14 protein-coding genes and 1 other RNA gene are annotated in these 12249 nt (G+C 48.0%); 3 read left to right on the top strand and 12 right to left on the bottom strand.

All coding sequences use genetic code 11. The features are described from left to right. Positions 1-86 precede the first annotated feature (86 nt). Together L2755_RS12295 and L2755_RS12290 are read right to left on the bottom strand one after the other, a co-directional pair. Complete coding sequence (locus L2755_RS12295) at positions 87-419, bottom strand: RnfH family protein (protein WP_248980991.1); 333 nt, start codon at positions 417-419, stop codon at positions 87-89. Next, the gene (locus L2755_RS12290) at positions 416-847 is read right to left on the bottom strand and encodes an SRPBCC family protein (RefSeq protein ID WP_248980990.1); all 432 of its coding nucleotides are present in this window, start codon (positions 845-847) and stop codon (positions 416-418) included. Before L2755_RS12290 ends, L2755_RS12295 begins: the two co-directional genes overlap by 4 nt. A 192-nt stretch (positions 848-1039) precedes the next feature. Between L2755_RS12290 and smpB the strand changes: the two genes are divergently transcribed. The 3 genes from smpB to L2755_RS12275 all read left to right on the top strand — a co-directional run bounded on the left by smpB (position 1040) and on the right by L2755_RS12275 (position 2655). Further along, on the top strand, positions 1040-1534 hold the full coding sequence (smpB, locus tag L2755_RS12285; protein WP_248980989.1) for an SsrA-binding protein SmpB: 495 nt from the start codon (positions 1040-1042) through the stop codon (positions 1532-1534). A 110-nt stretch (positions 1535-1644) separates the two neighbouring features. Further along, positions 1645-1999: a transfer-messenger RNA gene (gene ssrA, locus L2755_RS12280) on the top strand. 278 nt (positions 2000-2277) lie between these two features. Then, a complete protein-coding gene (locus L2755_RS12275; RefSeq protein ID WP_248980988.1) occupies positions 2278-2655 on the top strand; it encodes a hypothetical protein in 378 nt (125 codons plus the stop codon). 557 nt (positions 2656-3212) lie between these two features. Here L2755_RS12275 and L2755_RS12270 read toward each other — a convergent pair. From L2755_RS12270 to L2755_RS12225, 10 genes are all read right to left on the bottom strand, one after another. Continuing rightward, positions 3213-3410: a hypothetical protein gene (locus L2755_RS12270; protein ID WP_248980987.1), complete on the bottom strand. Its 198-nt coding sequence runs from the start codon at positions 3408-3410 to the stop codon at positions 3213-3215. A 17-nt stretch (positions 3411-3427) separates the two neighbouring features. Continuing rightward, positions 3428-4180: a hypothetical protein gene (locus tag L2755_RS22310; RefSeq protein WP_346348092.1), complete on the bottom strand. Its 753-nt coding sequence runs from the start codon at positions 4178-4180 to the stop codon at positions 3428-3430. A 653-nt stretch (positions 4181-4833) separates the two neighbouring features. After that, complete coding sequence (locus L2755_RS12260) at positions 4834-5385, bottom strand: baseplate complex protein (protein ID WP_248980985.1); 552 nt, start codon at positions 5383-5385, stop codon at positions 4834-4836. Between the two features lie 23 nt (positions 5386-5408). Continuing rightward, entirely contained in the window at positions 5409-5702 is a 294-nt protein-coding gene (locus L2755_RS12255; protein ID WP_248980984.1) for a hypothetical protein, read from the bottom strand. 96 nt (positions 5703-5798) lie between these two features. Beyond that, positions 5799-7067 (bottom strand): SUMF1/EgtB/PvdO family nonheme iron enzyme, encoded by a 1269-nt coding sequence (locus tag L2755_RS12250; RefSeq protein WP_248980983.1) that lies wholly within the window; start codon positions 7065-7067, stop codon positions 5799-5801. Continuing rightward, positions 7064-7645, bottom strand: coding sequence for a phage tail-collar fiber domain-containing protein (locus tag L2755_RS12245; protein WP_248980982.1), 582 nt, complete (start codon positions 7643-7645; stop codon positions 7064-7066). Before L2755_RS12245 ends, L2755_RS12250 begins: the two co-directional genes overlap by 4 nt. Before the next feature lie 10 nt (positions 7646-7655). Next, positions 7656-8234: a phage tail protein gene (locus L2755_RS12240; protein ID WP_248980981.1), complete on the bottom strand. Its 579-nt coding sequence runs from the start codon at positions 8232-8234 to the stop codon at positions 7656-7658. Next, complete coding sequence (locus L2755_RS12235; RefSeq protein WP_248980980.1) at positions 8234-9421, bottom strand: baseplate J/gp47 family protein; 1188 nt, start codon at positions 9419-9421, stop codon at positions 8234-8236. The genes L2755_RS12240 and L2755_RS12235 overlap by 1 nt, the downstream gene beginning before the upstream one ends. After that, positions 9402-9764 carry a DUF2590 family protein gene (locus L2755_RS12230; protein ID WP_248980979.1) on the bottom strand — a complete coding sequence of 121 codons (363 nt, stop codon included), beginning with the start codon at positions 9762-9764 and terminating at the stop codon, positions 9402-9404. Before L2755_RS12230 ends, L2755_RS12235 begins: the two co-directional genes overlap by 20 nt. Further along, positions 9761-12229 carry a phage tail tape measure protein gene (locus tag L2755_RS12225; RefSeq protein WP_248980978.1) on the bottom strand — a complete coding sequence of 823 codons (2469 nt, stop codon included), beginning with the start codon at positions 12227-12229 and terminating at the stop codon, positions 9761-9763. Before L2755_RS12225 ends, L2755_RS12230 begins: the two co-directional genes overlap by 4 nt. Positions 12230-12249 lie beyond the last annotated feature (20 nt).

The following is a 12249-nucleotide window of genomic DNA, read 5'->3' as shown; positions in this document are numbered from 1 at the left end:
ATAAAAAATGCGGATCTCTTATTGGAGACTCGCATTTTTTATGCTTTGATTAACCGTAAACCTTATTCTTTTACGAAGACCAATCTTTATAACTTAGCGCCTGTGATCTTGTTCACCCGCCCTTCATCTTTCGCTTTTTCTGCTCGTTTACGGCGCACATCTTTAGGATCGGCTATTAGCGGCCGGTAGATCTCAACTCGCTGTCCAGGTTGCAGTACTTCAGAATGCTTAACAGAGCGACTAAAAATACCCAACTTAACCGTCTCTAAATCAATGTCGGGGAAAAAACGCAGCATATCACTTTGCTTTACTGCATCGATACAGGTGGTACCAGGCTCAATGTTCACCTTGATCAGCTTTTGCTGGTGCGGCAACGCATAGATTATTTCGACCGTAAACAAGCCTTGCTCTGTATTCATTTGTAAACCACCTTAGCGCGGCAAGTAAATGCCGTCACCATAGACGACATTAACTCTTTAAACACCTTTCCAAACGCCAAGTCAGCAATGGGGCTAGAGAACTCAAAGTTAATTTTAAAATCAACTCTGCAGGCATCTTCTGTTAACTCAGTAAAGGTCCACTCACCAACCAACTCTTTAAAAGGACCATTTTCTAACTGCAGCTGAATACTCTTGCCCGCAACCACCTTATTGCGTGTGGTAAATGTTTTACTTATCCCCACTTTAGCCACATCAACCGAGGCAACCATGGTTTCGCCATCAAACTCTAACACCTTGCCGCCGACACAACCTGGCAAGAACTCTTTATAAGATTCGACATCATTGACTAAGTCATACATCTGCATCGCACTAAAACGAACTAATACATTGCGGGAAATTTGCGGCATTGATGGTGGGTACTCAGAATATAAACAAGATTGCTGAATTTTAACATGACTACAAAAAAACGCATCTTTGACGCACTCGGCCCACCTTGACTGCTTAAAAAGCAGACAAACGCATCAGAGAATCCATAAATAAGTGAATATTTTGGTTTGCCTAATTCCAAATCCTGCTTGCCTGCGTATAATAGCCAGCCTATGGCTAAGAAAAACGCAAAAAAATCAAAGAACACTTCCGCTTCGATCGCCCGTAATAAACGCGCGACTTTCGACTATAAGTTTGAAGAGAAAATGGAAGCCGGCCTATCCCTAATGGGATGGGAAGTTAAGTCTATTCGTATGGGCAAGGTAAACTTGTCTGAAAGCTATGTATTTCTAAGGGAAGGCGAAGCCTATCTTTTTGGTTGTACTATTGCGCCACTCAATACCGCCTCTACTCACGTAGTATGCGATCCAATGCGCTCGCGTAAGTTATTGCTCAAACGTAAAGAGCTCGATAAGTTACAAGGCTTAGTGGACCGTAAAGGTTACTCAATCGTTCCTATCTCTATGTACTGGCAAAAAGGTGCATGGGTAAAGATAGAGATTGGCCTGGGTAAAGGTAAGAAAGAACATGATAAGCGTGACGATACTAAAGATCGCGAATGGCAGATTGAAAAAGCACGTACCATGAAAAAAGCGGTACAGCAGTAGTTTCAACGTCAGTATCTTTCAACGACGGATATAAAACGAACAATCAGTTGCTAATGCGGTTTTTATGCTTGGTAAAACAAGATGTGACGCGTTACAATCATATTGTACTTGGGGGCGATTCTGGATTCGACAAGATTCTCGAAACCCTGGGAGCATGCCGAGGGGAGGTTGGCCTCGTAAAAAGCCTCACTGTTATAGTTGCAAACGACTCTAACTACTCTCTAGCAGCTTAGGCTAGCTAGCCATCTTGCCGAAACTTCTCAAATGGGTTTGGTTTATAGATGGTCATCTCACATTTGATAGCGAGGGAACCACGTTCAGGGGTGAACCGCGAAACAGTACTGAACTCGCCAATTGCAATCCTGTCTTTCGGAGTGTACTTGGTTAATTAAAAGAGAGACTAAGCATGTAGCGCCTTGGATGTAGGCTTTTTGGACGCGGGTTCGAGCCCCGCCGCCTCCACCAATTAAAACAAAGGGTTAGCCGAAAGGCTAACCCTTTGTCACATCTAAATGTCCACAAAATGCCCACGCAGTTTTTATTATTTGTCCACAGTATTACAGTTTGAGATAAGACACAGGCCAAAGGCTATCGCTTTATCACTATCAAGTGCGGCATAACAGTTATTGTCACCCAAGTAAATTCATCGATATCTTGTAGACTGCACTGCTGAATTACTCTATTTTTTTCTATAATAAAGTCATATCATATAAAAATTGTTTTTTATCATGTGGATGGAATTAATGAGTTCTTGTACAGAAAAGCTTATACGTCAATATAGGCTAAAAAAAATTAAACAAGATAGGAAACAAATCAATTGCTTGCATGGTTACAAAAAAAAATTTGTTGAAGATAGGCAAGAATTAAAATTCGCCTTCTTTGACAGTAAATACACACTCCTATCACTAATTATAATTTATATTTATCAATGGTATGACATCATCCTGCCAGCAATAAGATCTGTTGATGACTTTGGCATTTTTCAATGGGTTATATGCATTAAAATGCCTATACTTGTATTGATGACACTGATGTACTCAGCATCTAATTATCAAAATTTGGTAGGTTTGGCTGTACGAAAGAGAAGTTTAAGTTTGAGTCGGGAAAAAGCCTTAAAGTAATTTAAGCACTCAAATTGATTTCATTTCATAAGACAATTAACCAACTGTTTTAAAACAACTTTACGTTTCAATTAAATACTCAATCTTTTTTGCTTACCCCACAAAATCGAGAGTAAGCCCATTGTTCATGGGCTTACGCAATCACTTAACCCCTCGTAGCGCCTGTGTAGAACTGTAAAACAGTGAAATAAACCGCGATCATTTCAGATCTTCGATCATGTTAAAGCCCTAGGAATGGCGCTGGCTGCGCCTATGAACTGCAATAATCTAAAACTGAAATAAAAAAATGATAAAAAGCGCGCAGGAGGGGAGGAAGAGTGCGGATTTCGTGTGTTTCTTTCTGCGTGGGTTGGATTCCGTGGCTCAAAGCTGAATGGCTAAAGTTAGGCGCGGGTTCGAGCCCCACGACAGGAACCGAACCGGCGTCGATAGTTTCTGGTTGGTGTTTTACTCGAGTTGTTTGGCTTTGGTTGATTGGTATTAAGTCTAGATAGATGTGGCTCTACTGCAGGCAACAAAAAGCCCAGCGTTAATGCTGGGCTTGGTGTTGTGGCTGGCTAGCTGACTTTGTATGTACCTGATGAACTGCCGCCGCTGACAACTACTTGACCGTTGCTGGTTATCTCATCGATGACAGCATTAGCTATGGCTTCGGCCATCTTGGCAGCGTAGGCATGTTCACCCTCAGTGGTAAAACCTTGGGCTTTAAGTTCGGTGACTATCTTGCCTTTCAGTGATGATTTGCTTAGGGCCATATCAGCTCCTTATTGAGTTACTTGCCTGCAGTGACTGTTGATGAACCATCGCCATGTGGACCACCAGTGAAATGGCAGATGTGGGCACAAGTGACTACGCTTGCACCACCATTGAGTTTAATGGTGTCGGCATCCTCGGTAATGTTCTTGGCTTGGATCTTTAAGTCTTTGGTGATCACCATGTCCATTTTGCCTTTAACCGTGGTGAGTTGGTCTTCAAGTACTTCTATCTGTTGTGACTGTTTCACCAATAGCTGATGCATTTGGCCGATGGTGGTGCGAATGTCTTTGTCAGTTTCGGTAATGAGATTACCCACATCATCGAATAATTGATAAACCCCGTCACGTACTTGGTTGCGGCTTTCGCCCTGTTTGATGGCGGGTAAGTCCCAGCCGAATGGCAATACACATCGAATGAATGGTTTATCAGGTCGGCCGTAAGCAAAGCCTATTTCAACTATTGAACCAATAGCCGGCGGCTCTAATCGGCCAGCTTTATTGCCTGCACCTGGTAGTGGTAATGGCACGGCTTGCAGTGCGGGTGCTTTAGTTTCGTTGCCGTTCTCATCGAGCAGCTGCACGTCAACTGCGTAGCGTGGATAAAATGCATCACTCGCGCGTTCGCCATCAATTGTCGGCAATTCTGGCAGGGCAATCACCTTGCCCCAAACAGGCAGATGATAATCGGCGGCTAGTTCTGGGAATATATTAGTGATGCGACGCTTTTCGCTGCGCTCATCAGCTTTAGTTGCGGTCCATGTGATTGTCATGCTGTCGCTTTCAAGTTCGACTTGCTTAACGCGATGGCCGTTGACCATGGCACCAGGTCGCATTGCGGGCATGGCCATTAACTGCCAGCTGTTACTAAACTGCTTTTTGCTGAATTCCTGACTGATGGGCAGTGGCTTTGATGGCCAGCGGCTATCTTGATAACTGCCAACAAAGATTTGCCCGTCGGGCTGCTGATACCAAATACAATCATCGATACCAAATACACCGCTTAAACTGGCGAGTAATTGGTAACCGGTGCCTTGGCTGGTAAAGTTCGGCACTTTGTTATCAAGGTAAACTGCAGTGTCGGGAATGACAAAACTGAGGCCAGTGTCTGCGGCCAGTTGGGTGATCACCTGGCGAAAGGTTGCATGACGAATATTAACCGGGCAATGCTCGGCTAATAGGCTCGATAGCTCACGCACCACAATACGTTGCATGCCCATGCTGCTCGGGGTGGCTTTGGTGATATAACCGCTAAAATACCGCTGCAGTTTATTGTTATAGCCGATATCAAAGGCCACGACTTGACCGAGTTTTACCTCACCTTGTACCTCAAATACCGCGCGGCCAGCCGATGATAGCTCAAGCACTAAGTGATGATCCGCCAACGGCAATACCTCGGTGCCAACGGTTAGGCGGTGGCTTAATTTCATGCAGGATCCCCAATAACGCTATCGACGCTAGATAAGAACTTCTCCACTGATGAAACTTCCACTTTTGGCGGTGCCTCGGTAATGGCAGCAGTGGGGATCACCTTGGCGGTTTTCTCGGTGCTTTGGCCTGTGCTGGCATCAGTTTGTGGCTGGCGCTGTTCTGCCACTTCGGGGATACTCAAATACTCACGCAGTTGAAAGCTGACGTTCCACGCTAATAACGTCGGGTGTTCTGGCGCAGTAATTTGGCCAAAAAACTTAACCTGTCTGATTTTAACCGCGCGGGCTAAATCTGAGCCAATACGCCGAACCAGACGATTACCGCTGTCGTCTTTCGCAATTGCCAGCTCAAACAAGCGTGACAACTGCCCTTTGTCGGTAAATGGGATTAAGCCGGTGACTTTTAGCTCTTTGGCTTTATCGCCTTGCTCACTGCTGGCAGTGCTCGAACTTTGCCCCGACATATCTTGTTCGACCAATTGCATTGAAAGCTGCACCTTACAGCTTTTCAAATTAATCAGTTCACCGTCTAACGCAATCTGGCTCATGTTAACAACTCCAGTAGCGGCGATTAGGCCGCAGTAATAGGGTGGCGGAGTTTAATTTCATTCACCTTAGCTAACCACTTAGCTTTAAACTCATCCTCACTTGGATTACCGCTCGCCAGCTCATATTGCCACTCTGCATACATAGGGTCTGACTCCGATATATACGCTGCAAGGCGCTTTACGGTAACTTGTGACGACTCAAATTTTTGCTGCTGCAACACGGATAATATTTGGTCTTCATTCATGCCTAATGCGACCATAAATTCTGCCGTGGTATCCGTGTGCGTTTCACCTTGGTAAATATAATTAAATGACATGTAAAATCTCCAAATGGCTGTAAATCCGTGCTGATTAGTAAAATAAAATATTAATAGCGCCGCGCTATCGCGCAGCAACCAAAGTTCCAGTGATCACTAAGCAAAGAACGCTGGACGGAAACCGAAGCCACCATGCGCAAACGAGCGCGCATTCTTGATGTCGAGTGCGCCGAGGCCGGCATTGGGCCCACCGCTCAAACTGCCTCCACGACGCGGGAGTCGATCGCCATAGTTACGCGCGTGGATTGCGCCAGCTACGCTGGTCGCTGAGGCCGATTCGATCAGCAAGCGGCGCAAGATCTCCGACGGCGTATAACTCACCCCTTTAGTAATGCCTGCAAAGTTGCTGCCACTCATGTAGGGGTAATCATGACTGTCGTCATCGACCGGACCGTTGCGCTTAGTCACTGCATTGTTGAGTATAGGCGCGCCAATATTGCCATCGCCATCTTGGCTGTCACTTGGCGAGTCAAAATAAGCGCCGTGGCGATGCCAGTTGACCTCGGCTATGCTGGGATCGTTATCGAGCGTGGTGATAATCTGACCATCGTCCAGCTTCATTTGATCGAGCCATTCCCACACGTTGCCGACCAAATCCTGAATGCCAAAAGCGCCATGGTCATGAGCCCAGGTATCAGGCCCCTTGCCCGTATCGGTGCGACAAGTGCCTGCGGTGTCGCCAGGCATGCCGTCGTCATGACGGCGCGCGGTCTCTAATTTATTTTCGTGACTGCGGCCATAGTTAGTGTTACCGCGAGGCACACTGCCATTTGCCAGCGACCAAAATGCAATCGCGGCCCACTCGTGAATTGACATCATGTGCCAGCCAGCGCCTTTTGCAGTACACAGCCCTTTAGCGACATCGTAATTAACTGAGGTGCGCGGCTGTACGCCACCAACCACTGAGCAGCCGCCGTTGGCGCCAGCTGAGGCCAGATACTTGGCGATATAGACTTCACCGCGGGGCGCGCCATCGGTCATGAACATGGTTGGCGTACCCGTGCCAAGCTGCAGATCAGCACCGGTGAGCTCTAATATTTTGGCGTTGAGATCTTCGTAATTAAATCGCGGCACACGCACCATGATATTGGTGTTGCCCTGCTCGTCAGTTAAAATAGTGTTGCGGCCACCGCTGGCATCTTCGATGGCTTTTTTATGGCCCTCTATCGCATGAGTGGTGAGCTCGCCGACCTTGGCGCCGTAATCGGCCTCGGCGCGAGCAATGGCATCATCGGCTTTTTTATCGATCTGAGCCATCTTGCCACTGACTTCTTGGGCGAGTTCTTGTGATGCGGCGGTTTGTTCATTTGAGGCGTCAACCGCTGTCGCCATGCTTTCAAGTAAGCTATTAATTGTGTCACTCATGTTCTTTCCTCTAAGTCGCGAAGTCGCTCGCTTAATTTGGTGTTCCAATGGGCATTTTTAACGATTGCGGCGTTACCTTTAATCATGGTGGCAGCATTAACTGCGGTGCTAATTTGAAGCTGTGCGACATCATTTGAATAGTCATACATCCACGATTCAGCCGATACAGGGGTTGGCATGGTATCGGCTATGCCTTTGTGCTCCACCACAAAGTTGCGGCTGATGGTGTTGCCCTCATGGCTGTTGTCAGTTTTTACCTTCTTGGTCACGGGTACATAGGCAAAGGCGATTAGGCGATTGTTATGCACTAGGCCAATCCAGTTAAAGTCAAAATTGCCTACATCGGGCAACAACATTTGGCTAAAAGTTACTTTGTTTTGGTCAATAATGCCGTGCTTTAATGGGGCTGACCTATGCACAATATTGACTGCAGGCGGCATAGGTTCGTTCGGCGGTTCTGGCGCTTTAAAATCGAGCCCTGGAATAAAGGCAAACACAAACTCGTCAACAATAAAGCTCTGTGCATCGCCAACGGCTTGCGCAATATACCGCTCGCCATATCTGGTTAATCGTGCCATTGGTTTCCCCTTAGCGTGTCGTTGAAACTGTTAATGTTTGAAAGTCATGGTTGGCTTCGGTAATCGCCACATTGTTAACCACGAGCCTTACGGACAAATGGTCGTAACGGCGGCAGGTTCTGCCATAACTGCGAATTAACTCGGCCAATAACGCTTGGTTAGGGGCTATTTCGGTATCGTCAATTTCAATCGATACCCTGTCCCAATCAAGTCCCGCTTGCCGTTCTCTAATGCTGGTCACTTCTAGCCCAAGGCGGTGCATAATCGCAATAAAGCCTTGGGTGCTGCCTGCGTCTTTTGCGTTAACAAATGCGTAGGCCACCCGCTTGCGATACAACCACAACGGCTCATCATTAAAGCGCGTTATAGAGCGTTCCCACGCCAACAGGTTTAGCACCTGGACAGAGCAGGTTAGCGGGTCTTTTTGCACTAATATCCGTAAAAACCAACCGCGCACCCGCTGCCAAAAACCCTGCATGCCCGTGGTCAACATGGCGGGTTCTTGGGGTTCAGTCGTAGTTGCTAACGTTTTACCATCCATCCACCACGGTGGTGTTAGCTTGGGGAGTTCAGGGGTTTTATTACTCATTAAATTGACCCGCCATTGTTGATGGTTAAGCTAGTAATACGCGGCAAAGCAAGACCATTGGTTAGGTCGTCGTTTGCCCAGCGCACACTTTTAAGCTGCGGTAACATGGCGCTTAACTCGCTGCTTAAGGTCGAAAACACAAATACGCTTTGGGGTAGTGTTCTGGTCAGTGTGGGGTGCTGGTCAGATTCTCGAAACGCGGCGCGAATGCGTGACTCAAGCTCAAGTTTTAGAGCGCTAATTTCATCGGCTTCAAGCGATGCCTCATGCCAAAAGGTCATGACTAAATCTGTGACGCTGCCAGCAATGGCCAGCGCTTGCAGATCATCACCATGGCCGTGGTAGCCTTGGGCATTAATATAATGGTTAATGTCATCGATCAGCGCTTGCGGCGTTTCGCCCACTTCCATCATCACATGGCAATTAGCCGTGCCTGGGCCTCGCGGCGCGTCATGTTCAAAATAGAGTAAGTCGCTACGAATGCCGGCAAAGGTGGATATGGCCGCGCGGTAGACGGCATCAATGTGATAACTGCCGACTGAGGCAAACTGATCACGTATGCGCAGTGCCAGTTCGTCATCGGTTTCTTTGTCTGCGCCCGCTTGGGTGATCCAGTCGCCGACATTGCTCACCGACTCAATACCTGGCACGGATTCAGGCAGTAAATGGTAATAACCTTCACCTAAGTTATAACCCGCGCCTGTTGCTGTCGCTTCACACAAAACAGGTAAGCTTAACGAGCCTGTGGGGATCACAACATCTGTGAGTACTATCAGATTATAAATAGCGCCTAATGTGCTATCGCTTTGCACTACGGTGCCCGCTTTCACCCACACAGCGGCGCTAATGTCTGACTTGGTAAAGCTGATATAGCCTTGGGTTTTCGCGGCTAATTTGCGCTCAAGTCCCACATCCCACGCTTTTAACTCTAAATACAGTTCGGTGGCCGTGGCGGCAAACATTGCGGGCAGAACATGGTTAGCCAGCAGAGTTCTAATGAGCCATAACACAGGGGTAACCACGCAAGCAGAGAACAGTTTCCAAAATGGGCTCATGGCGCTGTTATTACTGATAATTGAGTTGGCTGCTGTGACATCGGCCTCTAGTAACGCGGTCACCCCTTCCGCTGTTAATGGCACACCGTCGCTGGCTAATACGCTTTCAAAATCAACTTGTGGCCGTGGCATAGGTTACCTCTGCAGTGTTTATATCGAGAGTCAGTTGCCCAAACTCATAGGTTGTGGCGGTAATGGTGATTAATTCAGGCTTGGCAATATCTAGCTCGATAGAACCTGGCACTAAACGATTATCGGTTTCGATCAGCAGCTCCATCTCGGTATACACATCGCTGCGCATGGTGGCGCTGCGCTGGGCGAGTAACTTAGTCACAAGGCCCGATTCCATCAGCATGTGTTTTACATCTTGGGCAATGCTGGCGCGGGTGTTGGTGAGCTGCGGCTGCGCCCCCACATCGATGGCAAGGGCGCCATCTTTGATGAGCAGATCACTGTACTGGGCTAAATCGCTCATCCGGTCATTAACTCCTGTTGCTCAGCTATTTCGGCAAGGCTGAAGTTTTTCGGTGGATTTTTAATAATCACGTCACCAAAAGAGAGGCTCTTGCTGCTTGATTGATTTGCTACGCGGTTAGCTTTAGCGCTCATTGCTGCTTGCTGGTTAAAGCGCGGCTTAATGGTGTTAGCCATGGGCTCATTCATGACCGGCTTAAGGTCAAGTTGTTGGGTTAATGCATTGGGCTTAAACGGCGCAGGCATGGTGCGCTGCACTTCAAGCGACTGACTTAAAGACTCTGGTAGATAAGGCGCAGGCAAATTAGTGTCAGTTTTCACTAACTGCAGCTGTTGCTGTGTTTGCAGATTAGGTGAAGCGGCAGCGGGCGCTAGTCCCGCATTCAACCACGGACCATTCATAGGTGCCGCGATCCTTCCATCATTGGCAGCACTTTGCTGCATCCATGTTGGCACCGCTTGTTGATTGTGGTTTTTAAGTACATCGGGAATGGTTGATTGCAACGCGGCTTGGTCAACATCGGCCATAATCGGTGTGACATCGATATCGATACCTGGCAGCATATTTAACTTGTCAGCTATCCAGCCCCAAGTTTCTGCAAACACTGCTTTAATGTCGTCCCACATCGATGAGAAGAAACTGCCCACATCAAGCGCTTTACCGAGTAAGTGCTGCACCCACGCATCGTTAGTAAACCAACTGACTAAGCCATTCCAAGCAGCACCTACAGCGTCAAATGCCCAAGTAAAGCCATCAACAATGCCTGTCACCACCCAATTAACGATGCTAACCAGTCCGCCAATTCCATAAGCAATAACGCCAAATACTGCCGCCCATACTCCGCCCATGATTTTGAGGTTAAACACCACAACATCGAGTAAAAAGCTCGCTAGGGGTTTTAGCGCGTTAAATACGGTGGCAACAATACTGAAAAAGCCACCAAACACGCTCATCACAATACCGCCTAGCGTTTTGAGTAACCCAGCAATAGCGTCAACCGCAAACAATATCGGCTCACCCCATGCTGTGCCAACCATCATGGCGCGAAGATCATCAAAGTAGTAAACAGCTAAGCCAACGACACCAATCAGTGCAGCAATACCCGCGACCACTAAGCCAACGGGGTTGGCATACATGGCAATGTTCACGGCTAGCATCATGCCGCGCAGTGATGCCAAGCCCGATGTTAACGCGGTATTTATGCCCGCCCATGCCATTGCGGCCACACCGTAGGTGGTCATGGCCATTTTGCCCACGCCCATCATCACAGTGAATGCACCGCCTGCAGCAACAAGGCCGAGCAGTGCAATGGCGCCATAACCGAGTACACGAGTTAAGTTAGGGAATGTTTGGGTAAACCACAGTACCTGTTTGCCCATATCGGCTATCCAGCCGACAAACTGATTAAAGACTGGCAGAACAGCTGAGCCGAACGCGGCGCGAATGACATACCAGCTTTGGGCTAGCCGTTGGCTTTGGTCGGTCATCGCGGCGGCCATTAATTCGGCCTGCCCCATGCCTTTAACATCACCGAGTTTATTGATTGAACCCGCTAAACCGTCAATGTTACCCATTAACAATTTAACCGTGGCAACCGCCTCTTGTGAGCCAAAGGCTTTAGCCAGTGCATCACCCTCGGCAACGTCTAGTGTTTCACCATACTTGCCTTTAATTTTGTTGAGGATCTCGACCATAGGCAGCATCGCGCCTTGGGCATCGGTAAACTGCAGGTTTAAGCCCTTTTGAGCTTTACCTACACCCGCAAGGAATGCTTTGTACTTAGTACCCGACTCACTGCCCGACATGGTCGCTTGTAGTGTGCCCAGAATCGCCATCTGCTCATGCATTTCAATGCCAGCGCTTTGCGCTTCGGCGCCAATGGCCGTAAAGGCGCTCGACATTTCTGCGCCCGTGGTCTTGAACGCTTGCACAGCAGTGGCCGTCATGCCTGTGACTTGGCTAACCCAGTCACTTTTGCCCATGGCGTTAGCATCGTTTTTAAAGATGCCATACATGGTGCCCATATAACTGGTAATGGTGGCCGCATCTGCTTTGGTCGCGGCGGCCAGTACGTTTGAAGCTAGGGTGAATTGCGACAGATCCGAGTCATTTAGCCCTTCAATCGCCGATTGAATATCATAACTTGAGCCGATAAAGTCAGTAGCTGACTTGCCATATTTGAGCGCGTACTCGTAACTGGTATCGGTTAATTGCTTAAGGGCAGATTGACGCACCCCAAGAGATTTAACCTCACCTAATGCGCGGTCCATTTCAATGGCGGGCATCAGTGCATTTTGCAGTGCGTAACCACTGGCTGCAATGCCAGCAATACCGGTGGCCATTTGCATGGTTCCGGCTTGGTAGTTAGCCGCTAGCCCACTAAATTGCTGGGTGATTTTTGCGATAGGTTTAGTGATCTGGTCAACTAAGCCGACGGTAAACATCAGTGGTTTTGGTAGGCTCATTGGTGATCACTCTCCCCTAT

This window comes from Shewanella abyssi (assembly GCF_023284025.1).
GTDB lineage: Bacteria > Pseudomonadota > Gammaproteobacteria > Enterobacterales > Shewanellaceae > Shewanella > Shewanella abyssi.
Note: the sequence above shows the minus strand (reverse complement) of the source record. Positions and strands in the feature narration are given on the sequence as shown.